The organism is Tardiphaga sp., assembly GCF_044336785.1.
Lineage (GTDB): Bacteria > Pseudomonadota > Alphaproteobacteria > Rhizobiales > Xanthobacteraceae > Tardiphaga.
In genome coordinates, this window is the sequence record NZ_JBIIOT010000002.1 from 73,531 (window position 1) to 97,236 (window position 23,706).

Sequence of the window (23,706 nt, forward strand, 5' to 3'; positions counted from 1 at the left end):
AGGCGAGGCTGCATGGGTCTCGCCCGTGACCAGGGAGAGGGACATGACCGAGAACAAATTCGAATTTCCGAAAGAAATGCGTGCGATGGCCGAGGCCAGCTTCGATCAGGCCCGTCAGGCCTTCGAGAAGTTCGTGTCGAGCGCCCATAGCGCTGCCGCCACCATCGAAACCCGCGGTGAAAGCGCGCGAGCGAGCGCCAAGGATGTGAGCGCGAAGGCCATCAGCTACGCCGAGCAGAACGTGGCAGCTTCGCTCGATCACGCCCAGAAACTGCTGCAGGCCAAGGATCTCGGCGACGTCATGCGCTTGCAGAGCGAATATGTGCAGAACCAGATGAAGTCCCTGGCCGAACAGGCGAGCGAGATGGGCCAGATCGTGAGTCGCGCGGCGATGGAAGCAGCGCAGCCTAAAAGCTAAAGCTAAAAACTGAAGCCAAAAACTGAAGCCAGGAGTTGAGTTGACAACCGCTCCGCTTATTCCGGTTGCTGGTATAAAACTGGGCAATTTCGGTATCTGACTACACTTTTTAATTGAGCGCGCAGTCGTTCCATGACGATTGCGCGTTCTTTTTTGACCACTTATGCATTATTGCATCGCAATATTCTGTTGCATTGCACAAAACAGACATGATATTGCTGTAACTACGTTCAGACGCCGCCCAGATTTAAGGCGGCATGCGATGCTTCCCGCTGGTCCGTTTTCGGCAACGATGCCGTTCTCCGACCCGCGGTCTGTGACTTCACCCCATTGTTGTTTGTTACGAAGGATGCACGTTATGGCCGACCAAATCGATCCGTTCTCCTCTTCCGTTATCCCGTTCCAGCTGCCGGAGCAGGTCCGCGCTTTCGCCGAAAAGGGCGTCAGCCAGGCTCGCGAAGGCTATGCCAAGTTCAAGGATGCGGCCGAGACCCACAACAGCACCGTGGAAGCCGTGTTCAACACCGCGACCAAGGGCGCTGCTGAAGTGTCGACGACCCTGCTCGACATTGCCAAGACCAACACCAATGCCGGCTTCGATTTCGCCCAGTCGCTGATCGGCGTGAAATCTCCGTCGCAGGCGTTCGAGCTGTGGTCGGGCTTTGCCAAGAGCCAGTTCGAGATCCTCACCGGCCAATCGAAGCAGCTCGCCGAGCTCGGCCAGAAGATCGCGTCGGAGACCGCCGAGCCGATCAAGACCGGCGCCAACAAGCTGTTCCAGCCCGCTGCCTAAGTGCTGCGGCTGATGTAAGCATCGAAAACCCGGGCCTTTGGCTCGGGTTTTTTTGCGCTTAATTCCCGCATCGCGGCTTGCCAAAGCGAAGCGTTGCACCTAGTTTCCCGCCTGTTCGGGCACCCCTGTTTCGGGGCCGGCAAGATGCAGTTGTAGCTCAGTTGGTTAGAGCGCCTGTTTGTGGAGCAGGAGGTCGCTGGTTCGAGGCCAGCCAACTGTACCATGCATCAAAATTAACCTTTAGTATCAGACTGATACCGGTCGACTTCGGGCAGTCGCGCGGCCACAATGAGCCGGCGTCCCGAACTCCCGTGGTTGTATGGCCGTGCTGCGTCATTCCTGCAAACATTTGAGCGTTTAGAACTGCCGCGGCGTTTTTTGCCGGGGCATGGGGCGTTGTTGCTTCCGCTCTATTTTTGTTGGTTTTTTCCATGCTGCCTTTTGATCTCGAGCGAATTTCTTCGTCTCTTGCGACAGCCGCCATCGATCCGGCCAGTTGGTCCAAAGCCCTTGAGGATATTGCTGAGGCAACGAATTCGCGAGGCGCGATCCTGCTGCCGGTGGTGGGGGCTCTTCCACTGATGTGGAATACGCCGTCACTGGATCAATCGGTCGAACTCTATGTCAGCGGCGGCTGGTTCAATCGAGACGAGCGCTATCTCGGCATGCAAACATTTCTCAAAACCGGTGTCATTACCGATGATGACTGCATGCCGGCCGAGGCCCGCAAGAAGTCTGCCTTCTATCAGGAGTTCATCCAGCGCAGCGGATTGCGGGAATTTGCCGGCGTTCGGATAGGACGCGGCGATCACGTCTGGAATATGAGCCTGCAACGCACGGCAGGCTCGGAGCCATATTCGGAGCAGGAGCTGTCGTTTCTGGCAAAACTGTCCGATCAGCTCGACGTGGTCGTGAAAACAAGCCAAGCGCTGCATTTGCAAAAAGGGCTGTCCGCTCTCGATGCCTTCGCGTTTTCGAGTCAGGCTGCACTGCTGCTCGACCGAGCGGGCAAGGTCGTATCCGTCAACGCCACCGCGCAGGCCATTCTCGGTGACGATCTGCAGATTACAGGTGGACGGCTGGTTTCGCCTGTGCCGCAAGCGGCGGAGCGGTTGAATGGTCTGTTCAGGGATCTGTTCTGGCAGATGAAGAGTGCCCTAGTGCCCCCGCTCGTGCTTGCAAAGCGGAATGGGGGACGGTTGATCATCTATGCGATGCGGCTCCCCGGCATGGCGGATTCGCCACTGACAGCATTCCATTCGATTCTGGTGATCGCCGATAGCGACGCCATGCAGCCACCTTCCGCCGCAACCCTGCGTCTGGTCTATGATCTCACCCCGGCTGAGGCGCGGTTGGCAATGGCGCTGGGAAGTGGAACGGACCTTGCCGCCTATGCGGCAACTGCGGATGTCTCGAAGGAAACGGTTCGCAATCAGCTGAAGGCCGTGTTCGGGAAAGTGGGGGTCAGCCGGCAAGCCGAGCTGGCAGCCGTATTGTCAGCGCTGATCCCAGGCCGCTGAACCGGTCCGGCTAGGACCACCACGAGCCGTCCGGAAATCTGGGCCAGCTCGACGGCGCCAAGCGGGCAACGGTCAGACGCTGCGCCCAGTAACGGGCCTCGTTCTCCCAAAACATCCGGCTTTCGGCTTCGATCTTGGCCCGCTGCAGGCAGAACCCGCGCATGGCCTGATAGTAGGTCGCATCATCCACGAACACCTCCATCTGTGTCGTGGAAGGCTAGCGCTGGCATCGAAATCGTCGTGACCCGATTGGGTTACGCAACGCAAAAACGGAGCCGGTTTTAATTCCGGAACCGCGGTGCCTTGCTCCACGTTTGCTCACAAACGGAGGAGGGCGCCATGGCGACGATCGAGATCAGCGATACCGGGATTGCGGTCATGTGCGACATCGCCCGCACGGCCGGATTCGACCTTGATGCCAACAAGCAGGCGGTGGTGGAGCGGCTGATCTCCCAGGGGCTGGTCGCCGAGACCGGAAAGCACGAGCCCGATCCGAAATACGAGGTGACTGCGAAAGGGCAGCGCGAACTCGATGCGCGTGGTGTCGGCGTCAACGAGGCGTGAGGTTTTCAGCCATTCGGGCAGAGTGTGGCCGTGACGCCATCGCTCATCGCCTTTGTCCAGATCGCCGCGCCGCTCGCGCTCAGGTGAACGCCATCGCTGGTGAATCCCGTCGGCATGGCCGGCATGGCGATGAGCGATGCGCCGGCTTCGCGGGCGATGTCGGGCAAGGCAGCGTTGTAGCCGTCGATAATGGGCTGCGTGCGATGGCCGACTTCCTTGCCGGTTTCCAGAGGTGTCACTGCGACGATCGTCAGGCGCGACGTCATCGTCTTCAGCGCCGTCAGCAGTGCTGCGTAATTCTTCCTGTAGCTCTCGACGCTGTCCATGGTTTCCGCATCGTTGATGCCGAGTGAGACGACGATCAGCGCCGCCTTCTTGTCGCCGATGGCTTTCTTCAGCATGCCGTCCAGGCCGCTCGATGTGGTGGAGCCATCGATGCCGGCATTGATCACCGGGCGCTTGCAGAGCGAGCGGGGCAATTGCGCCTGACGCACGATGCTGTCACCGAGCACGATCACGGGATCCTTCGCATCCTTCAGCGCCGACTTGATCAGCAGCGGGCGCGGCGGCGCGCTTTTCTCGCTTTTCGGCCAGACGATCCAGACGCAGAGGAGCAGCGAAGCAATAATGCCGATGCGAACGCCGTTCATGCGACAGCTGCCGTGTATGTCCGTCCTGCGATCATCGTTCCGGGAAACCGTGTGAGACAAGGATGGTCAGCAGAAACTACAGGAACGCCGGCAATACAAGCCCGCCCGGTGCGGCATCCATGCCGCAGGCCACCGACTGCTTGCCAAGTTGGCGCCGGTCGCCGACACTTCCCGCACAATCATCAGGGAGGATGCGATGTCCGGGAGCGCGAAGGCGACACTGTTGGTGGTGATGCTTATGGCTGGATGCGGCGCCGCGCATGCACAGGGCTACACTGCCAATGAGCAGGCGCTATGTACCGACGATGCCTTCAGGCTGTGTAGCTCGGCTATACCCGATGTCGATCGCGTCACCGCCTGCATGGTGCGCAAACAGGCGCAGCTGAGCCCCGGCTGCGCACAGTTCTTCCGGCCGGTGCCAGCGAGCGCGCGCAAGGCGACAGCCAAGCCGCGCAAGACGAACGCCGCGAAGCGTGCGAATTAAGTCTTTCTCTGCCGTTGCGATGAACCCGTGACAAACTGACACGTTGGGAGCACAAGCAGGGCGTCACATCTCCCTGCTTTGAGGAGACGCGCTTGAACGATACCGATATCGACTACAAAGCCGAGATCGACCGGCATTTTCTCTGGTTCGAGACAAAACTGCCCGCAGGGCCGGCGCGCTTCGTGAGCTGGCTGCGCAAGCCATCCTCGCGCCTCGTCCGTTTTCCGTTGGCTGTTTTGCTGGTGATCGGTGGCATTTTCAGCATCCTGCCGGTTCTCGGGCTCTGGATGCTGCCGCTCGGACTCATTCTGATAGCTCAGGATATTCCGCCATTGCAGAAGCCGGTGGCGCAGCTTCTCGGCTGGATGGAGCGCAAATGGCTGGAGCGGCAGGCCGCGAAAGCAGAAAAACGGTCACAAACAGAGCAAGCTTCGCAAAAGCATCCTCGGGCTAAGTAACATTTAGAAATGATAGTTGGATGCGACAATGTGGCGGCAAGCGTACTAACAATGACTCACTTTTAGCGCTGTTGCGCCGCACTCTGTGACTCAAAAGCCAACATTTGAGGAAATACAGTCAGATAAATCTATCGCCGGCAAAGTTTTGGCTTTAACGAATCAGAGGACTGATTCATTTTCGCCGCCGGGGTCAATCTGGAGGCCAACATATGAACGTGATTGTTTTCGCTTCGCGTAAAGGCGGTTCAGGAAAGAGCACTCTGGCTGCTCATCTTGCCGCGCAAGTCCATAAGCCCAACAAGCCGTGCTTGCTGATCGATGCCGATCCGCAGGGTTCGCTCACTCTGTGGCACAAGCTGCGCGGAACAAATGAACCCGCGCTGAAGGTCGCCAATCGCAGCGTTTCCGAAATCATCGCTGCTGCAAAGCGCGATGGCGTCGAATGGGTGTTCATCGATACGCCGCCAAATACGTCCGCCGTCGTCGATGATGCCATCAAGAATGCGACCATGGTGATCATCCCGGCGCGTCCCGGCGTGTTCGACGTCGATGCCGTGCAGGCAACGATTCAGTCCTGCCGTGCGGCCCGCAAGCCCTATGCGGTGGTCCTCAACGGCGCTCCGGCTCGTCGCGATACGAGCGAAAGCCGCATCGTGTCGCTCGCTCGTGAAGCACTCGCCAAGTTCAAGGCGCCGGTGTGGTCGGGGCAGATCACCAATCGTGCGGATTTGCTGCTCGCTCTCGCCGAAGGCGAAGGCGCCCGCGAATATTCTGCGGATGGTCGTGCGGCCAACGAGATCGGCAAGCTGTGGACGGCGATCGAGCGTTCGATTAAGGCCATTCGCGGTCAGGCATCAGCCAACGGCGCAATGCACAAGCAGGCGGCGTAAACCATCCCTGACTGAGACTTCAGAAAAACGCGCGGCATGCCGCGCGTTTTTTGTCGTCTGATGTCGGCTAGGCAACCCGGACGTCGTCGGTCATATCGGCCAGCGACGGCTGGAGCGTGATGCCCTCGGTCACATGCACGAAGTGATCGATGGTTGCCGGCTTGCCGAGCAGATAGCCCTGCACCTCGTCGCATTTCTCGTCATGCAGGAATTGAAGCTCGGCTTCTGTCTCGACGCCTTCGGCCAGCACCGGCAGGCCCAGCCCGCGGCCAAGCCCGACCACGGCACGGACGATGGTTGCCGCCTGGCCGTTATTGTTCACCGACTTGATGAACGAGCCGTCGATCTTGATCTTGTCGAACGGGAAGGCGCGCAGATTCGACAGTGACGAATAGCCCGTGCCGAAATCGTCCATGGCGATACGGACGCCGAGCGCCTTGATCCGCCGCAGCGCCGAGAGCGCGCGGTTGAGGTCGCGGACCAGCGCCGTTTCGGTGATTTCGATTTCCAGCCGGGCAGGCGGCAGGCCGGTTTCGAGCAGGATCTGATGGACCATGGGCACGAAATTGTCGTGATAGATCTGCACCGCCGAGACATTGACCGCGATCGTCAGTGGCTGCTTCCAGGTTGCAGCTTCCGCACAGGCGGTCCGCATCACCCATTCGCCGATTTCCAGGATCGCGCCGGTGTCTTCTGCGATCGGAATGAAGATCGCGGGTGACACCGCGCCGCGGGTCGGGTGGGTCCAGCGCAGCAGCGCCTCGAAGCCGATCACCGTGCCGCGCTGCATGCCTTCCTGCGGCTGGTAGACGAGGTTCATCTGGCCACTCGCCACGGCACCGCGCAGGTCATGCTCCAGCATGCGGCGGTCGCGCACTGCGTCGCCCATGCCGGTCTCATAGAAGCGATAATTGGCACGACCGTCGGTCTTGGCGCGGTACAGCGCCGTGTCCGCATGGGCCAGGGCGGCTTCGCGGTCGTTGGCGTCGTCGGGATAAAGCGCGATGCCGATGCTGGTCGAGACGCTGCCGAGTTCGGATGCGTCGTCGCGGTCTCGCAATATTGCGAGCACGCGCTGAGCCATCTTTTCCGCCGCAGCGTTGTGCCGGATGTTGGGCATGAGGATTGCGAATTCGTCGCCGCCGAGACGGGCCATCACCTGGCTATCGTCGAGCAGGCTGCTGACGCGCGCTGCGATGGTCTGCAAGACCTTGTCGCCGGCAGCGTGCCCGAACAGGTCGTTGACCTCCTTGAAGCGATCAAGGTCGAGGCATAGCACCGCATGCTTGCGCCCTGGCTGCATGTTCGCGATCTCGTTGTCCACGCGATCGTTGAAATGGCTGCGATTGGGCAGGCCGGTGAGTGCGTCGTGATGGGCGAGGAAGCGGATGTGCTGCTCGGCCTCCTTGCGCGCGCGCAGGTCGCGCACCGCGATCACCTGATGCGGCCGACCGGCAAAGTCGATCTGGCGCAGGATGAGCTCCACCGGAACGGCGATGCCGTGATGTGGGCGCAGATTGGCCTCGACCGGCAGATCTGGTCTTGCAAGGAGGGCTGCACGCGGCAGGTCGTCGGGGAAACATTCATCCAGGCTTTCGCCGATGAAGCTCTCCGCAGAAGCGCAAGCCAGTGCTGCAAAACTGTGATTGACGGTAACGATGGTGTCGCCGTCGCAAACGATCAGGCCCTCGATGGCGGCATTGGCCAGGCCGAGCATGCGGTCGGCTTCGAGATCGGTACGGCGGTGATCGCGAATGTCGAGCACGATGCCGGCCACAGTCAGGCCGATGATGGCGAATGAGATCAAGGCCACGCCGAGTGCGAGCCAGCCGGCCGGCACGGACAGTTCGGAGACGACAATGCTCGGATCCGGCACGATGGTGACGGCGCTCATCGCGGTGAAATGATGGCTGCAGATCGCAAGCGTCAGCAGTAGCGCGCCGCCGATCCGCCATGCCTGGGTGTCGCGACCCAGGCCAACGGGAAGTGCCAGTGCGCCCAGCACGGCGCCGGCCACGATCGATGCGATCACCAAAGTGACGTCCCAGTGCATCGCCGCCTGAACTTCAAAGGCCGCCATGCCCGTGTAATGCATCGCCGCGATGCCGCCAGCGACGACGGCGCCGCCGATGGCGGGGGCAGCGCGAAAATTGGGGATCAGTGCGATGGCGAGGCCGGCCCCGGTGAGCAGGATCGCCGCGACCAGCGACACCGCCGTGAGGACGATATTGTAGCCGCTCGGAATACCTGGCGAAAATGGCGACGAAATGCGTGGCCCAGATGCCGAAACCCGTCGAGATGGCGGAGACCCCGAGCCAGAGGTAGCGCATCCCGCTTTTCGCGTTGCGTGCATGGCGCAGCAGGTTGATGGCGGTAATCGATGCGATCGCGCAGATAATGGCTGCAAGGCCAACGAGACGAAGATCGTGGGCATAGGCGATGCAGTTATAGATCGTGAGCATGAAACGCATACCGCAGGTGAAATTCCAAACCTGCACGCGACGCTACATATAAGTATGTAAGGACACGTAAATACCTAGCGGCTCCCGTGTGTCCGTCAGCAGACTCTTTCGTATGTGGTGGGTAAGGCCACACGGCAATCGATGTGGTTGCTGGCGATCTCTACGTGTGTATGAAACCGGGTCTAATCCCTGCGGGCAAAGCTGGTAACCCGGCGTCAACCGTGCTCGCAAAGTCGCAGTGCAACATCCTTGCGGCTTATCGATCGGCGCGGCTCACGACATCCATCAGCTCGGCGATCTTGCGGCGCTGATCGGCCTTGTCGCCGGACGAGATCGCGTGCTCGACGCAATGGGCCACGTGATCGCGCAGGATCTCTTCCTCTACGCGGCGCAATGCGGCACGGGCCGCCGCGATCTGCGTGACCACATCAATGCAATAGCGATCGTCCTCGACCATACCGGCAAGGCCGCGCACCTGGCCTTCGATCCGTTTGAGGCGTTTTAAACAGGACGTCTTGATCTCTCGGCGCATGCGGCTCATATACCCCCCAAGGGTATCTGTTTCAAGAGGCGACGACATGACCGAAACGACGCATCCACACACCCATGGCGGGCACGATCACACCCACGGTTCGTGCTGCTCCCATGGCGATCACGCGCCAGCGCCGGCCGCGTCGGAGAAGGTGCTGGATGTCGTCTGCGGGATGACGGTCGATCCGGCCACGGCCAAGCAGCGCTTCTCCTATAAAGGGCAGGATTACTTCTTCTGCGGGACGCGTTGCCGCGAGCGCTTCTCTGCCGATCCCGAAAGCTTCCTGAAGCCGCGCGAGCCGGCGCCGCCGATGCCGGCGGGCACGATCTATATCTGTCCAATGGATCCGGAAATCCGCCAGGAAGGGCCGGGCACCTGCCCGATCTGCGGCATGGCACTGGAGCCCGAGACGGTCTCGCTCGACGACGGCCCTGATCCCGAACTGATCGACATGACCCGGCGGTTCTGGATCGCGCTGGCGCTGACACTGCCGGTGTTCGTGCTCGAAATGGGCAGCCATCTCGGCCTGATGCAACTTGTGCCGCAGGCGACGTCGAACTGGATTTCCTTCGCGCTGGCGACGCCGGTGGTGCTGTGGGCGGGCGCGCCGTTCTTCGTACGCGGCTGGCGGTCGGTCGTGTCCGGCAATCTCAACATGTTCACGCTGATTGCCATGGGAACGGGCGTGGCGTGGATCTATAGCGTCGTCGCGACGCTAGCCCCCGGTGTGTTTCCAGCCGCGTTTCGCGATCATCACGGCGCCGTCGCCGTTTACTTCGAAGCGGCTGCCGTTATCACCGTGCTGGTCCTGCTGGGCCAAGTGCTTGAGTTGCGCGCGCGTAACCAGACCTCCGGGGCGATCCGCGCGCTGCTCGGTCTTGCGCCGAAAATGGCGCGCCGCATCGGGCCATCGGGCGACGAGGACATTTCCTTCGACGACATCCGCATCAGCGATGTGCTGCGCGTGCGGCCGGGCGAGAAGATCCCGGTGGACGGCGTGGTGCGCGATGGCCGTTCGTCGGTGGATGAATCCATGGTGACCGGCGAGTCGATGCCCGTCACCAAGCAGAAGGGCGATCGCGTCATTGGCGGCACCGTCAATCAGAGCGGCGGTCTCGTGTTCAAGGCGGACAAAGTTGGCCGCGATACGATGCTGTCGCGCATTGTAGACATGGTCGCCAAGGCGCAGCGTTCGCGGGCTCCGATCCAGCGGCTGGCCGATCGCGTGGCTGGCTGGTTCGTGCCGCTCGTGCTTGCGGCGGCGGTGATTGCCTTTGCGGTGTGGGCACTGGTCGGGCCGGAGCCACGGCTGACTTACGCGCTCGTTGCCGCCGTCACGGTGCTGATCATCGCGTGCCCGTGTGCGCTTGGTCTGGCAACGCCGATGTCGATCATGGTTGGCGTCGGGCGCGGCGCGCATGCCGGCATCCTAGTGCGTGATGCCGAGGCGCTGGAGCGGCTGGAAAGCATCGATACGATAGTGATCGACAAGACCGGCACGCTGACCGAGGGCAAGCCGACATTGGTGGGCATCACGCCGGTGGATGGCGGTGATGAAGCGGCGCTGCTGCAACTCGCCGCCAGCGTCGAGCGCGCGAGCGAACATCCGCTGGCGCTGGCGATTGTGGCCGCCGCCAAGCAGCGCGAGATCGTCTTGAAGGATGTGGTGGATTTCGCTTCGCCTTCGGGTAAGGGCGCGTCGGGCGTGATCGATGGCAAGCGTGTCGCGCTTGGCAATGCGATGCTGATGGGCGAACTCGGTATCGATACCACGCGCTGCGATGCGACGGCCGAGACGGCACGTCAGCAAGGCGCAACGGCGATCTTCGTGGCCATCGACAGTGCGGTTGCCGGCGTCATGGCGATCGCTGATCCGGTGAAGCCCTCCGCACGTGAGGCGCTCGACAAGTTACGCGCTGAAGGACTTCGCGTCGTGATGCTCACGGGCGACAATCGCACCACGGCCGAAGCCGTGGCGAAAACGCTGGGCATCGATGATGTCGAGGCTGGCGTGCTGCCGGAGCGAAAGAGCGATGTCGTCACGCGTCTGCGCGGGAAGGGGCGCCGCGTCGCTATGGTCGGCGATGGTGTCAACGACGCGCCGGCGCTCGCCGCTGCGGATGTCGGTATCGCAATGGGCACGGGCACTGACGTCGCCATCGAAAGCGCTGGCGTCACGCTGCTGACCGGCGATCTCGCAGGACTCGTGCGTGCACGTCATCTGTCGCGGGCGACGATGAGCAACATCCGCCAGAACCTGGCCTTTGCGTTCATCTACAATGCCGCGGGCGTGCCGATCGCGGCTGGCATTCTATATCCGGTGTTTGGCATTCTGCTGTCGCCGATGATTGGCGCTGCCGCGATGGCGCTGTCATCGGTGAGCGTGATCGGCAATGCGTTGCGCTTGGCGAAGACGCGATTGGACTGAGGCAACCACACACTCTTCCGTCATCCTGAGGTGCCGGCGTGCAGCGCCGGCCTCGAAGGATGGTGTGGCACACGTGGCCGCATCCTTCGACGCTCGCTCTGCGAGCGAGCACCTCAGGATGACGATATTTGAGTTTGTTGCTGAGCTCGGCACACAAAAAAAAGCCGGCCTCTTGCGAGTCCGGCTCTGAGGTATTGGCCTTTGAGAGGCCGACACAATCACCTTCCAAGAGGGATAACTGAGACCCGCACCACTGGAGGAGGGGGACAAATGCGCGGCACGAGCCTCAGCGTTCGAATAGTATGATCCCCGCAGATGCTCTGCAGCAACGCATGACTTGTCATGTCAGACATGCCGCTAGCGTGGACATGCCTGACCTCACAAAAATGCGGCCGCTTTCATTTGCGGGTTATGATGGCCAGCGCTGCGCCTTGCTGACGATGAAGTCGCGGAATACCTGCACGCGGGCGACAGTCTTCAGCTCTTCCGGATAGACAAAATACGTGTCGAGCTGAATTGAATCCGACTCGCTGAAGAGCTGAACAAGACGGTCGTTTTCTTCCACCAGATAGTCCGGCAATGCTGCGATGCCGAGGCCCTGCTGGCAGGCGCGCATCAGGCCCAGGATATTGTTGACCTTGAAGTACGCCTCGCGCGGGCCATTGCCGTTACGTCCGGCATCGATCAGCCAGCTGCGGTTCTGCAGGTGCGGAGACACCTGCGCGTCGCTCAGCATGATGATGCGGTGGCCGTCGAGTTCGTCGAGCGTCCGCGGCGTGCCGAAATGCTTGATATATTCCGGCGCGCAATAAGCGTGAAAGCCCATGGCGAACAGCTTGCGCTGGATCAGGTCCGGCTGGGTCGGCTTGCGCGTGCGGATCGCCACATCGGCCTCGCGCATCGAGAGGTCGAGTTCCTCATCGGTGACGATCAGCGAGATGCGGATTTCCGGATAAAGTGCTGTGAATTCGCCGAGGCGGGGGATCAGCCAGTTGATGCCGACGCCGGGGGTGGTGGTGACCTTGAGGTCGCCGCTCGGCCGCTCGCGGCTGTCGGTCAGTTTTGCGCGTGCCGCCTGCAGCTGCATGAACACGTCATGGGCGGTGCGGAACAGGAGGTCACCCTGTTCGGTGAGGATCAGGCCGCGGGCATGGCGATGGAACAGCGAGACCGCCAGTTCCTGCTCCAGCGCGGAGACCTGGCGGGACACCGCCGACTGAGACAGCCCGAGCTGCTCCCCTGCATGCGTGAAGCTTCCCGCTTCCGCCGCCGCGTGAAACACCTTGAGCTTATCCCAATCCATATCCGTAGATCCGTTGCGGGTTCGTGGCATTGATTATTCGGCGGCTATGCGGTCATGGGCGTGAGCCGCAATGAAACGTTCGGCTTCGAGCGCAGCCATGCAGCCCATGCCGGCGGCCGTGACTGCCTGGCGATAGGTTTCGTCGGCGACGTCGCCTGCAGCGAACACGCCGGGCACCGACGTCGCAGTGGAATTGGCAGCAACCTCGACATAGCCGGAGGGCTTCAATTTGAGCTGGCCTTTGACCAGTTCGGTCGCAGGTGCATGACCGATGGCGATGAAGACGCCGTCGGCGGGCACGTCCGTGGTCTCGCCGGTTTTCACGTTCTTCAACCGTACATGCGTGACCTTGGCCGGCCCTTGTGTGCCGCAGATCTCGTCGATGGCGCTGTCCCACACCACCTTGATTTTCGGGTGCTTAAACAGGCGATCCTGCAGGATGCGCTCGGCGCGGAAATGGTCGCGGCGATGCACGATGGTCACCAGCGAGGCGAAATTGGTCAGAAACAGCGCTTCCTCGACCGCGGTGTTGCCGCCGCCGACCACGATCACTTCCTTGCCGCGATAGAAGAAACCGTCGCAGGTGGCGCAGGCCGAGACGCCGCCGCCCTGGAAGGCATCTTCCGAGGGCAGGCCGAGCCAGCGCGCCTGGGCGCCGGTGGCAAGGATCACAGTGTCGGCAATGTAGGTATCGCCGGAATCACAGGTCAGCCGGAACGGGCGCTGCGACAAGTCGAGGTCGGTGACCAGATCGGTGACAATCTTGGTGCCGACGTGATGCGCCTGCTTTTCCATCTGCTCCATCAGCCACGGCCCCTGAACCACATCCGCAAAACCCGGATAGTTCTCGACATCGGTCGTGATGGTGAGCTGGCCGCCGGGCTGGATGCCCTGGATCAGGACCGGCTCGAGCATGGCACGGGCGGCATAGATGGCAGCAGTATAGCCGGCCGGGCCCGAGCCGATGATGACGACTTTGGCGTGAGTGGTGGCGGCCATGGTCAAGTCCCCTTCCGCAGGGCAGTTACGTCAATGCTGGTGCGAAATGTGCCGGCGAAACGGTCGCAGCGGCGCGAAGTCGTTGAAAGGAATTCTAGAATATCTGGTGAGCTATGCAAGAATTGCAATTCGGACTCCCAGATTTTCCCCCGGAGACGCTTAATTTCCGCAGTGCACGCGCAATAAAATTGCGCAAGTCGAGCGTCTTGCGCTAGACAGACTGCGAAGAAGACATGCTTCGAATACCAGCAGGACCCGGCGTGCCGAAAAGCCTCGACGAAATCGATCTCAAAATCCTTGCCGAGATTCAGGCCGACGGCCGAATCACCAATGTGGAACTCGCCAAACGGGTCGGCATCTCGCCGCCCCCCTGCTTGCGCCGGGTTCGGGCGCTGGAGGAGGCCGGCTATATCCAGGGCTATCGCGGTCTGCTCGATCCGCGAAAGCTGGGCTTCGACGTCACGGTGTTCGCTTCGGTGCATCTGTCCAGCCAGGCCGATGCCGATCTCAAGGCGTTCGAGGATTTCGTCCGCAAGGAGCCACTGGTGCGTGAGTGCTGGATGCTGTCCGGCGAGATCGACTTCATCCTGAAATGCGTCGCGCCGGACATGGCGACCTTTCAGGTCTTCGTCAGCCAACTGACCGCAGCGCCCCATGTCCGCAATGTGCGTACGTCGCTCGTGCTGCACAATTCGAAATTCGAGGCGGCGGTGCCGCTGGAATTGAAAGACGCGGATTGACTTCTTTTCCGTCCCCGGAGCGAAGCGAATGGGGATCGAAGCGAGCTTCGAGACGGATGGGTGTCTCCCACACTCTGACGTCACGGGGGGTGCCCCCACCCCCTATCGGCGGACCCTCCCCACGCGACGACGCGGGGGAGGGAAAGCAAATTACTTCTTCATTGCCGCATCTACGCTGATCGGGCCGCCGCCGGCGGTCGCGATGTAGAGGCAGGTAAAGCACAGCGCGATGGCCAGCGTGCCGCCGTTCAGCAGCGGCAGGAACACCGGGTCGGCACCCTTGAACATGTGGCCGATGAAATAGGCGCACGCCATCTGGCCGGACAGGATGAACGCGACCGGGCGGGTGAACAGGCCGAGCAGCAGCAGTGCACCGCCGACGAGTTCGATGGTGCCGGCCACCGTGATCAGCGGCGGGATATTGGCAAAATACGGTACGACCGGAAATTTGAAGATCTTGGCGATGCCGTATTGCAGCAGCACGAGGCCGGTGATGAAGCGCAACAGGCTGAGTGCGTAAGGCTGAAATTTCGAGAAAGTCTGGTCCATGTCATTAGTCCCCCTGTGAATGACGGATCACTTCTAGCATTGGAACTACACAAGTCATCGGTCACTCTCATGTGAGAAACGCCGTGATCCCGAGAATTATTCCAGCTTTGTGTGATCCAGGCCACGGCGCGAAAGGCAGCGTTCTGCCTGATCTGCCTGCAGGTCACCGGTCCGCGTTGATCTTCACCTTGATCGGTTGCGGCATGTCTTTGGCAGGTGCGGGCAGGATCAGGCCCGGCGGGAAATCCGGACCAGCTATCGCATTGGCGGCGGGGGTGTTGGACGCTTCGGTGACGCGTGTGCGTATCACGCGTCCATTCGGATCGATCCAGACTTCGACGTACAGGTCCGACCTGAACTTGAACTTGTCGCGATTGGCGCGGAGGTGTCTTTCGATGCGCCGATGAGTCTCGATCGCATAGGCGCCCCATGACGATGCGACCGGCCGGATAGGTGTGGACGATGGCGCGCTTGATCGAGGTTCGAAGGCCAGCGGCACAGGCATGTCGGTCGCCGGTGTTTGGGCCATGGAGGTGCAGCTGAAAGTCATTACGAGGGCGATCATTCCGACCGGTGCCGCCCTGTCGATCGTCCTGTGAGATCGGTAGTCCATGGCGAGGGTGCATCCTCTGGGTGCGCTCGCTGTCTTACTATGGTACCGAGGTTGCGCAAGGCTGACGCCAGCTTTCGGAAGGGCCGTCAGCATTAAAAAGCCGCGCTGTGAGCGCGGCTTTTGATCGGTCGGCAGGTTGCAGAGCAGGCTGACTTAGCGCCATTCCACCTTGGCGATCTCATAAGCCTTCGAGCCGCCAGGCGCGATCACTTCGACGGAGGTACCCTTGCTCTTGCCGATCAGCGCACGCGCCAGCGGCGAGGTGATCGAGATGCGGCCCTTCTTCGCATCGGCTTCGGGCTCGCCAACGATCTGCCAGACCGTCTTCTTCTCTGTGTCCTCATCGATCAGCGTCACGGTGGCGCCGAACTTGATGGTGTCGCCGGAGAGCTTGCTGATATCGATGATGTCCGCGCGCGCGAGCTTGTCTTCGATCTCGCTGATGCGGCCTTCGTTATGCGACTGCTCTTCCTTCGCCGCGTGATATTCGGCGTTTTCGGACAGGTCGCCATGGGAGCGCGCTTCGGCAATCGCCTCGATGATGCGCGGACGGTGCTCCGTCTGGCGCTCCTTCAACTCGACTTCGAGGGCAGCGAAACCGCCGGCGGTCATCGGGACCTTCTCAACCATTCTCTTCGTCCTTTAACGTCATGCCGCACGCTGGCGCGTGCGACGAAACTCTTCAGTCCGTGAAATCGGCCTGCAGGGATATGCGGGGCTGTCCTCGCAGCCGGCGCAGATGCAGGATTCAGGCGCCGAAACAGAACCTGTTCATGACCGGCTGGTTCCGGTCATGACCCGTTCTTGACTAACCTCAATCCGGATTGCCGCGCCGGTTAAAGTCAGACTTCGGAAAAGTAGCTCTGCAATGTGCGAACCTCAAGGTCGCCGTCCATATTGGCACGGACACCCTGGGCAGCCGCCACGGCACCCGAAAGAGTGGTGTAATACGGCACTTTATGCAAGAGGGCAGCCCGCCGCAGCGAGCGGCTGTCGGCCAGTGCCTGCGGTCCGTCGGTGGTGTTGAGCACCAGCTGGATCTCGCCATTGGTGATGGCGTCCACGATATGCGGACGGCCTTCCAGCACCTTGTTGATCTTCTCGGCAGCAACGCCGTTATCGACCAGGAAGCGCTGGGTGCCACCGGTGGCAACCACCTTGAAGCCGCTGGAGGCCAGCAGCTTCACCGCATCGAGGATGCGGGTCTTGTCGTTTTCGCGGACCGAGACGAACACCGTGCCCTTGCGTGGCACGCGGGTGCCGCCGCCAAGCTGGCTCTTGGCGAAAGCGATCTCGAAAGAGCTGTCGATGCCCATCACTTCGCCGGTGGAGCGCATCTCCGGGCCAAGCACCGTATCGACGCCGGGGAAGCGGGCGAACGGGAAGACCGACTCCTTGACGCCGACATGGTTCAGCTTGCGCTTGGTCAGCTTGAAATCGGCGAGTTTTTCGCCGGCCATGATGCGCGCCGCGATCTTGGCGACGGGCATGCCCATCACCTTGGCAACGAAGGGCACCGTGCGCGAGGCGCGCGGATTGACCTCGAGCACGTAGACGTCGCCATCCTTGATGGCGAACTGAACGTTCATGAGGCCGACCACGTCGAGGCCGAGCGCCATTTCTCGGGTCTGGCGCTCAAGTTCGGCGATCATCGCGTCATCGAGCGAATGCGGCGGCAGCGAGCAGGCGGAGTCACCGGAGTGAATGCCGGCCTCTTCGATATGCTCCATGATGCCGACGACGAACGTGTCCTTGCCGTCCGACAGGCAATCCACGTCCACTTCGATGGCATCTGCCAGATAGCGATCGAACAACAGCGGATTGGTGCCGAGCACGGTGTTGATCTGGCCGGTCTTGTCGTTCGGATAACGCGCCTTGACGTCGCCGGGCACCAGCTCCGGCAGCGTGCCGAGCAGGTAATCGCCGAGCTGGCTTTCCTCGCGGATGATCTGCATCGCGCGGCCACCCAGCACGTAAGACGGGCGAACCACCAAGGGCAGGCCCAGATCGGCAGCGACGAGACGCGCCTGCTCGACTGAATAGGCAATGCCATTCTTGGGCTGCTTGAGCTTGAGCTTGTCGAGGATGCGCTTGAAGCGATCGCGGTCCTCGGCGAGGTCGATGGCATCCGGCGAAGTACCGAGGATCGGCACATCGGCGGCTTCCAGCGCGCGTGCGAGCTTCAGCGGAGTCTGGCCGCCGAACTGGACGATCACGCCATGCAGCGTGCCGTTCTGGCGCTCGGTATCGATGATTTCGAGCACGTCTTCGGCCGTGAGCGGTTCGAAATAGAGGCGATCCGCGGTGTCGTAGTCGGTCGACACGGTTTCCGGATTGCAGTTGACCATGATGGTCTCGTAGCCGGCATCCGCCAGCGCGAAGCAGGCGTGGCAACAGCAGTAGTCGAACTCGATGCCCTGGCCGATGCGGTTCGGACCGCCGCCAAGGATGATGACCTTGTTCTTGTCCGACGGCTGGCTCTCATCGGCGAAGGTGCCAGCGAAAGACGACTCATAGGTCGAATACATATAGGCCGTGGGCGAGGCGAATTCGGCGGCGCAGGTGTCGATGCGCTTGAATACCGGACGCACATTCAGCGAGCGGCGCAGCGACTTCACTTCCGCATCGGTCTTGCCGGCGAGTACCGCGAGGCGCGCGTCGGAGAAGCCCATGGCCTTGAGCGAGCGCATGCCGAAAGCATGGGTCGGCAGACCGTTGGCCTTTACCTTGGCTTCCATCTCCACGATGCCGCGCATCTGGGCGAGGAACCACGGGTCGATCTTGCAGGAATTGAAGATTTCTTCATCGGTCCAGCCGAGGCGCATGGCCTGGCCGACCTGCAGGATGCGGTCCGGCGTCGGCGTGCCCAAAGCTGCGCGGATCGCGTTCTTGTCGTCGCCGCGGCCGAGGTCCTCGATCTCGATTTCGTCGAGGCCGGTGAGGCCAGTCTCGAGACCACGCAGCGCCTTTTGCAGCGATTCCTGGAACGTGCGGCCGATGGCCATGACTTCGCCGACCGACTTCATCGAGGTGGTCAGCGTGCGCGAGGCGCCGGGGAATTTCTCGAAGGCGAAACGCGGGATCTTGGTGACGACGTAGTCGATGGTTGGCTCGAACGACGCCGGGGTTGCACCGCCGGTGATGTCGTTAGCAATTTCGTCGAGCGTGTAGCCGACGGCGAGCTTGGCCGCGACCTTGGCGATCGGGAAGCCGGTGGCCTTGGACGCCAGCGCCGAGGAGCGCGACACGCGCGGGTTCATTTCGATCACGACCATGCGGCCGTCGGCAGGATTGACGCCGAACTGCACGTTGGAGCCGCCGGTTTCGACGCCGATCTCGCGCAGGACCGCCAGCGAGGCGTCGCGCATGATCTGGTATTCCTTGTCGGTCAGCGTCAGCGCCGGTGCGACAGTGATGCTGTCGCCGGTATGCACGCCCATCGGATCGAGATTCTCGATCGAGCAGATGATGATGCAGTTGTCCTTTTTATCGCGGACGACTTCCATCTCGTACTCTTTCCAGCCGAGCACCGATTCTTCGATCAGCACTTCGTTGGTCGGAGACGCGTCGAGGCCGCGCTCGATGATGTCGAGGAATTCTTCGCGATTATAGGCAATGCCGCCGCCCGTGCCGCCCATGGTGAAGGACGGACGGATGATCGCGGGCAGGCCGATCTCGGAGAGCGCCATCAGCGCCTGGCCGAGGGCATGCTCCTGATAGCGCTTGCGGCGGTCGCCTTCATGCAGCACCCACTGGCGCTCATGCTCGGCCAGCGCGTCGCCGGTCAACTTCTCGCGCTCGGCATTGTGCTTGTCGCGATACTGCTTCTTGAGGTCCGAGGCATTGGCGAGACGCGACTTCGGCGTCTCCAGGCCAATCTTGGTCATTGCCTCGCGAAACAGTTGGCGGTCTTCCGCCTTGTCGATGGCTTCGGCGGTGGCGCCGATCATCTCGACGTCGAATTTCTCCAGCGTGCCCTGCTTGCGTAGCGACAGCGCACAGTTCAGCGCGGTCTGGCCGCCCATGGTCGGCAGCAGCGCGAAGCCGCCGGGAATGACGTGACGTTCCTTCTCGATGATCTTGGCGACGATCTCGGGCGTGATCGGCTCGATATAGGTCGCGTCTGCCAGATCCGGATCGGTCATGATCGTGGCCGGATTGGAATTCACGAGAACGACGCGATAGCCCTCTTCCTTCAATGCCTTGACGGCTTGTGTGCCCGAATAATCGAACTCGCAGGCTTGGCCGATCACGATAGGACCGGCGCCAATGATCAGGATGGTGGATATGTCGGTGCGTTTTGGCATTACGTCTCGCGGTGGTGACAAATCGGCACAAAAAAAGGGCGCGCAGTCGCGCGTCCCTCGGGCCCGGGCGCCAGACCAGTGGTTGATCCTCGCGCGCGGCTGTCTTTAGACCAGTATAACGGGGCAGGGAAGGCTTTTGAAGATGCCGTCAACTGTTGATGTCGTCCCCGCGAAAGCGGGGACCCAAAACCGCTGGTGTAACGGTCGAAACGCGACAGGTGCGATTTCTGGCCAAACCACGCGGACGGTGGTTCTGGATCCCCGCTTTCGCGGGGACGGGGGTTGGAGGCCCAGCCTGGACTTGAACCAGGATATGAGGCGATGCACTCGCCCCCGCGTAGACATTTCCGCCACCGGGCCATTCACACTGTGATCGATCACAGACGCTTGATCTACCAGCAGTTTTGCAAAGGTTCGCTTAACCCTAACGTTTCAAATCTTAATCAACCGATCGGTTGCGCGAGGAAGGTCATGCGGGCCTGGTTGTGCCCGATATTGATCTTCGCGCGAGAGGCTCGGTATCCTGCTGCCTCAAGCTTCGCAAGCATGTCGGCTGCGCCATAATGCTGCAGACCAAGCGTTGTCCTTAACTGTCGGTAATCAGACAGCGCGGTTTTGACCAGGCTGACCAGCGCGTCCCACAGGAAGCCGTGTTTGGCGGCGAGCCGCAGCAGCGCCATGACATCGGTCATCATGCCGAGATCCGGCGGCAGGATGTCGCCGACCACCAGTTGGCCGTCCGGCTTCAGCAGGCGCTTCACCACGGCAAAGGCGTCTTCGAGTTGCGCCAGGGTCATGTATTGGGCCACCGAATTCATGATGGCGAGATCAACCGAACCCGCGGGCAGGTCGCGGAGTTCCTCGAGCGAATGCACGGCGATTTTCGGATTGGCCGCAAAGCGGGCCGCCACCCGGCTTCGCACCTTCGGCGCCGGTTCGGCCAGGATCAGTTTGGCGCAGGCCTCGGTGACCTTGCTCGCCGACAATGCTTCGCCGCAGGCATAGTCGAGGACGGTGGCGTCTTTTGACGGGATATATCCGGTGATGTCGCGGGCGATCAGCTCGAAATGAACGTCACGATGCAATTTGCTGGCGTAAATCGTGTGGGTGGAATCGTAATAATCGATCCAATCTTCCATGCGGCAGCCGGCCCTTCCTTGTTCCCGTTTGGGGAACCCCTACATTCACTCTGCGTTTAAACCGTCTAGAGCGTTTTCCGGCGAGTTGGAAACGGTCTTTCACCCCAAGGACCTTGAACGGCCTCTTGAACGCTGCGGAGTAAGTGACAGGACGGACGTCCAAGACAGTGGGCCCTTCGTCGCAGACATTCGCACGTGATCAACACCCCAACCGAAACACGCCAACCCGCCGAGCCGCCAACCCCAGCGTTTAAAGGAAGGTCTTTCTCGTGAGCACCAAATCGAAAATCGCCGCCGATCTGAACACCCCCACCGATCTCGCCGCCGATGGCGTGGAGAAGGTGACCAAGGCGCTAAACGGCCTCGTTGCCGACGCCTTCGCGCTCTATCTGAAAACCAAGAATTTCCATTGGCACATTTCGGGCCGCCACTTCCGCGACTATCACCTGCTGCTCGACGAGCATGCGGACCAGATCTTTGCGACCACCGACCCGCTCGCCGAGCGCGTGCGCAAGATCGGCGGCCGGACCGTGCATTCGATCGGCGAGATCGCCAAGCTGCAGTCAGTCAAGGACAACAACGAAGATTACGTGCCGCCCATCGAGATGCTGCACGAGCTGATGGAAGACAACAAGAAGATGGCCGCAGCCCTGCGCAAGGCGCACAAAGTGTGCGACGATGCCGATGATGTCGCAAGCGCCAGCCTGCTGGAAAACTATATCGACGACACCGAGCGCCGCACCTGGTTCCTGTTCGAAGCCAGCAGCCAGGAAGGCGCGAACGAGAAGTAAGTGAAGCTGTCGTAGGGCGGACGAGCCGAAGGCGTCATCCGCCCTACGATTCTTCGTTACTTCGGCAATTCAAACACCAGACATGTGGTCGTCGCATGTGCGAGCAGGCGACCCTTGTCGTCGGTAATACGCGCTTCCGCCGTTCCCGCGCGACGACCGACATTCAGCACCTTGCCTTCGGTCCGCACTGTGCCGGACGTTTCGCTCATGCCGCGGATGAAACTGATCTTGAACTCCAGCGTGGTGTAGCCGGAGCCCTGCGGCAGCGTCGAATGCACCGCGAGGCCCATGGCGGAATCCAGCAGGATCGCGGCGTAGCCGCCATGCACCGAGCCGATCGGATTGTAGTGCCGGATACCGGGAATGCTGTGCAGCACCACATGGCCGTGATCCGCGGTGCAATCGAACGGCCCGACATTCTCCATGATCGGCGGCTGCGGCAGTTCACCGGCGAATATCTTTCTCACAAAATCGAGGCCCGACATCGAGGCGAGAACTGTCGGGGAGACGACGCCGTAAGGCGAGGCTTGATCGGTCATGGCGTTTCTTTCTTTGTGATGATGGGTATCATACAAAAAGACGCGGCGTGTGCCAGCCTGCAGGCTGGGCAAAGGAGCGCTGCGACATGCCCACCACCAAGTGCCGTGACCGCGGTGGTGGGCACGCTGCGCTTTGCCCACCCTACAGCCCAAGCCGTCATTGCGAGGAGCGTAGCGACGAAGCAATCCAGAAAATAAAAAGCGCAGCGAAGCTGGATTGCTTCGCTGCGCTCGCAATGACGATTGAGGAAACTGCGTGTTTTACGACGCCTTCTTCGCCCGCATCAGATCGGCGAACCGCTTGAACAGATAATGCGAGTCCTGCGGGCCGGGTGACGCTTCCGGGTGATACTGCACGGAGAACACCGGCTTGCCCTCGATCTCGATGCCGCAATTCGACCCGTCAAACAGCGAGATATGAGTCTGTTTGGCGCCCTTCGGCAGCGTCGCCTCGTCCACGGCAAAGCCGTGATTCATGGAGGTGATCTCGACCTTGCCGGTGGTCTCGTCCTTGACCGGATGATTGGCGCCGTGATGGCCCTGATGCATCTTCTTGGTCTTGGCGCCGACCGCGAGGCCGAGCATCTGGTGACCGAGGCAGATGCCGAAGGTCGGCAGGCCGGAATCGATCACCTGCTTGATGACCGGCACGGCATATTTGCCGGTCTCGGCGGGATCGCCGGGGCCGTTCGACAAGAATACGCCATCCGGCTTCAGCGCCAGAATGTCTTCCGCCGACGTCGTGGCGGGCACCACGGTGATCTTGCAGCCTTCGCCGGCAAGCAGGCGCAGGATGTTGCGCTTGATGCCATAATCGATGGCGACCACGTTGAATTCCGGCTTGTCCTGATGGCCAAAGCCTTCATTCCAGACCCAGGGGGTCTGGTCCCAGTCGAAGCGCTGGCCGGAGGTGACCATGGGCACCAGGTCCATGCCTTCGAGACCGGGCCATTCGCGCGCTTCTTCCTTGAGCCCGTGCAGGTCGAACTGGCCGTCCTTCGCATGCGCGATGACGGCGTTCGGCATGCCCTTGGAGCGGATCAGCGCGGTGAGGGCGCGGGTATCGATGCCGGAAATGCCGATAATGCCGCGCGCTTTCAGCCAGGCGTCGAGATGGCGCGACGAGCGGAAATTCGACGGGTCGGTAATCGCCGAGCGCAGGATCACGCCGCGCGCGCCGGGCGTCGCCGCCATGTTCACCGTCTCGATATCCTCGTCATTGGTGCCGACATTGCCAATGTGAGGAAAAGTGAAGGTGATCAGCTGGCCGGCATAGGAGGGATCGGTGAGGATCTCTTCATAGCCGGTCATGGCGGTGTTGAAGCAGACTTCACCGACGGCCTGGCCTTCCGCGCCGAGGCCGAAGCCTTCCAGCACGGTGCCATCGGCGAGCACGAGGAGCGCGGTCGGTTTGTGGTCCGGCCAGGCTGAGGATGTTTCTGTGGGGGTCATGAGAGGACTACATAGTCCCGCCGCTTTGCGGCGTCAAAGCCTGTGAGCAGGGATTCACATGCGCCTCCGCGGTGA

The 23,706-nt window shown here is 61.3% G+C and carries 22 protein-coding genes, 2 tRNA genes and 1 pseudogene; 11 read left to right on the top strand and 14 right to left on the bottom strand.

Translation table 11 applies throughout. From position 1 onward, the window contains the following. Window positions 1-43 precede the first annotated feature (43 nt). The 4 genes from ACIQ2A_RS01290 (at window position 44) to ACIQ2A_RS01305 (ending at window position 2,731) form a co-directional block, all read left to right on the top strand. Window positions 44-418 (top strand): phasin, encoded by a 375-nt coding sequence (locus ACIQ2A_RS01290; RefSeq protein WP_398474906.1) that lies wholly within the window; start codon window positions 44-46, stop codon window positions 416-418. Between the two features lie 358 nt (window positions 419-776). Further along, a complete protein-coding gene (locus tag ACIQ2A_RS01295; protein WP_398474908.1) occupies window positions 777-1,211 on the top strand; it encodes a phasin in 435 nt (144 codons plus the stop codon). A gap of 146 nt (window positions 1,212-1,357) precedes the next feature. After that, window positions 1,358-1,434: transfer RNA gene (locus tag ACIQ2A_RS01300), tRNA-His, on the top strand. Between the two features lie 208 nt (window positions 1,435-1,642). Further along, window positions 1,643-2,731, top strand: a complete 1,089-nt coding sequence (locus ACIQ2A_RS01305; protein ID WP_398474910.1) for a helix-turn-helix transcriptional regulator — start codon at window positions 1,643-1,645, stop codon at window positions 2,729-2,731. A gap of 10 nt (window positions 2,732-2,741) precedes the next feature. On the opposite strand, the gene ACIQ2A_RS01310 is transcribed toward ACIQ2A_RS01305, so the two are convergent. Then, a complete protein-coding gene (locus tag ACIQ2A_RS01310; RefSeq protein WP_398474912.1) occupies window positions 2,742-2,921 on the bottom strand; it encodes a hypothetical protein in 180 nt (59 codons plus the stop codon). A 149-nt stretch (window positions 2,922-3,070) separates the two neighbouring features. Here ACIQ2A_RS01310 and ACIQ2A_RS01315 point away from each other — a divergent pair, with 149 nt between their 5' ends. Next, the gene (locus ACIQ2A_RS01315; protein WP_398474914.1) at window positions 3,071-3,295 is read left to right on the top strand and encodes a hypothetical protein; all 225 of its coding nucleotides are present in this window, start codon (window positions 3,071-3,073) and stop codon (window positions 3,293-3,295) included. A 5-nt stretch (window positions 3,296-3,300) separates the two neighbouring features. Here ACIQ2A_RS01315 and ACIQ2A_RS01320 read toward each other — a convergent pair whose 3' ends face one another. Then, a complete protein-coding gene (locus ACIQ2A_RS01320; protein WP_398474916.1) occupies window positions 3,301-3,945 on the bottom strand; it encodes an SGNH/GDSL hydrolase family protein in 645 nt (214 codons plus the stop codon). 196 nt (window positions 3,946-4,141) lie between these two features. Here ACIQ2A_RS01320 and ACIQ2A_RS01325 point away from each other — a divergent pair, with 196 nt between their 5' ends. The 3 genes from ACIQ2A_RS01325 (at window position 4,142) to ACIQ2A_RS01335 (ending at window position 5,777) form a co-directional block, all read left to right on the top strand. Further along, complete coding sequence (locus tag ACIQ2A_RS01325; RefSeq protein ID WP_398474918.1) at window positions 4,142-4,429, top strand: hypothetical protein; 288 nt, start codon at window positions 4,142-4,144, stop codon at window positions 4,427-4,429. Window positions 4,430-4,521: 92 nt separating this feature from the next. Then, window positions 4,522-4,887 (top strand): hypothetical protein, encoded by a 366-nt coding sequence (locus tag ACIQ2A_RS01330; protein ID WP_398474920.1) that lies wholly within the window; start codon window positions 4,522-4,524, stop codon window positions 4,885-4,887. 209 nt (window positions 4,888-5,096) lie between these two features. Further along, window positions 5,097-5,777 (top strand): AAA family ATPase, encoded by a 681-nt coding sequence (locus ACIQ2A_RS01335; RefSeq protein WP_398474922.1) that lies wholly within the window; start codon window positions 5,097-5,099, stop codon window positions 5,775-5,777. A 67-nt stretch (window positions 5,778-5,844) separates the two neighbouring features. Here ACIQ2A_RS01335 and ACIQ2A_RS01340 read toward each other — a convergent pair. Then, window positions 5,845-8,239 (bottom strand): annotated as a pseudogene (locus ACIQ2A_RS01340) (EAL domain-containing protein). Between the two features lie 256 nt (window positions 8,240-8,495). Beyond that, on the bottom strand, window positions 8,496-8,771 hold the full coding sequence (locus ACIQ2A_RS01345; RefSeq protein ID WP_398474994.1) for a metal-sensitive transcriptional regulator: 276 nt from the start codon (window positions 8,769-8,771) through the stop codon (window positions 8,496-8,498). A gap of 46 nt (window positions 8,772-8,817) precedes the next feature. Between ACIQ2A_RS01345 and ACIQ2A_RS01350 the strand changes: the two genes are divergently transcribed. Then, window positions 8,818-11,199 (top strand): heavy metal translocating P-type ATPase, encoded by a 2,382-nt coding sequence (locus ACIQ2A_RS01350; protein ID WP_398474924.1) that lies wholly within the window; start codon window positions 8,818-8,820, stop codon window positions 11,197-11,199. A 409-nt stretch (window positions 11,200-11,608) separates the two neighbouring features. Here ACIQ2A_RS01350 and ACIQ2A_RS01355 read toward each other — a convergent pair whose 3' ends face one another. Beyond that, window positions 11,609-12,532, bottom strand: a complete 924-nt coding sequence (locus tag ACIQ2A_RS01355) for a LysR family transcriptional regulator (protein ID WP_398474926.1) — start codon at window positions 12,530-12,532, stop codon at window positions 11,609-11,611. A gap of 3 nt (window positions 12,533-12,535) precedes the next feature. Further along, window positions 12,536-13,501 carry a thioredoxin-disulfide reductase gene (trxB, locus tag ACIQ2A_RS01360; RefSeq protein WP_398474929.1) on the bottom strand — a complete coding sequence of 322 codons (966 nt, stop codon included), beginning with the start codon at window positions 13,499-13,501 and terminating at the stop codon, window positions 12,536-12,538. Between the two features lie 260 nt (window positions 13,502-13,761). Between trxB and ACIQ2A_RS01365 the strand changes: the two genes are divergently transcribed. Continuing rightward, entirely contained in the window at window positions 13,762-14,241 is a 480-nt protein-coding gene (locus tag ACIQ2A_RS01365; RefSeq protein ID WP_398474996.1) for an Lrp/AsnC family transcriptional regulator, read from the top strand. A gap of 150 nt (window positions 14,242-14,391) precedes the next feature. On the opposite strand, the gene ACIQ2A_RS01370 is transcribed toward ACIQ2A_RS01365, so the two are convergent. From ACIQ2A_RS01370 to ACIQ2A_RS01395, 6 genes are all read right to left on the bottom strand, one after another. After that, window positions 14,392-14,790 carry a DoxX family protein gene (locus ACIQ2A_RS01370; RefSeq protein ID WP_398474931.1) on the bottom strand — a complete coding sequence of 133 codons (399 nt, stop codon included), beginning with the start codon at window positions 14,788-14,790 and terminating at the stop codon, window positions 14,392-14,394. A gap of 163 nt (window positions 14,791-14,953) precedes the next feature. Further along, on the bottom strand, window positions 14,954-15,295 hold the full coding sequence (locus ACIQ2A_RS01375) for a hypothetical protein (protein ID WP_398474933.1): 342 nt from the start codon (window positions 15,293-15,295) through the stop codon (window positions 14,954-14,956). A gap of 261 nt (window positions 15,296-15,556) precedes the next feature. Further along, a complete protein-coding gene (gene greA / locus ACIQ2A_RS01380) occupies window positions 15,557-16,033 on the bottom strand; it encodes a transcription elongation factor GreA (RefSeq protein WP_398474935.1) in 477 nt (158 codons plus the stop codon). A gap of 212 nt (window positions 16,034-16,245) precedes the next feature. Next, window positions 16,246-19,710, bottom strand: coding sequence for a carbamoyl-phosphate synthase large subunit (gene carB / locus ACIQ2A_RS01385; protein ID WP_398474937.1), 3,465 nt, complete (start codon window positions 19,708-19,710; stop codon window positions 16,246-16,248). A gap of 283 nt (window positions 19,711-19,993) precedes the next feature. Further along, window positions 19,994-20,070, bottom strand: a tRNA-Ala gene (locus ACIQ2A_RS01390). 83 nt (window positions 20,071-20,153) lie between these two features. Next, window positions 20,154-20,849: a class I SAM-dependent methyltransferase gene (locus ACIQ2A_RS01395; RefSeq protein ID WP_398474939.1), complete on the bottom strand. Its 696-nt coding sequence runs from the start codon at window positions 20,847-20,849 to the stop codon at window positions 20,154-20,156. A gap of 269 nt (window positions 20,850-21,118) precedes the next feature. Between ACIQ2A_RS01395 and ACIQ2A_RS01400 the strand changes: the two genes are divergently transcribed. Then, window positions 21,119-21,640, top strand: coding sequence for a Dps family protein (locus ACIQ2A_RS01400; RefSeq protein ID WP_398474941.1), 522 nt, complete (start codon window positions 21,119-21,121; stop codon window positions 21,638-21,640). 56 nt (window positions 21,641-21,696) lie between these two features. On the opposite strand, the gene ACIQ2A_RS01405 is transcribed toward ACIQ2A_RS01400, so the two are convergent. Further along, complete coding sequence (locus ACIQ2A_RS01405; RefSeq protein WP_398474943.1) at window positions 21,697-22,179, bottom strand: PaaI family thioesterase; 483 nt, start codon at window positions 22,177-22,179, stop codon at window positions 21,697-21,699. A gap of 261 nt (window positions 22,180-22,440) precedes the next feature. Further along, window positions 22,441-23,631, bottom strand: a complete 1,191-nt coding sequence (gene carA / locus ACIQ2A_RS01410; protein ID WP_398474945.1) for a glutamine-hydrolyzing carbamoyl-phosphate synthase small subunit — start codon at window positions 23,629-23,631, stop codon at window positions 22,441-22,443. Window positions 23,632-23,706 lie beyond the last annotated feature (75 nt).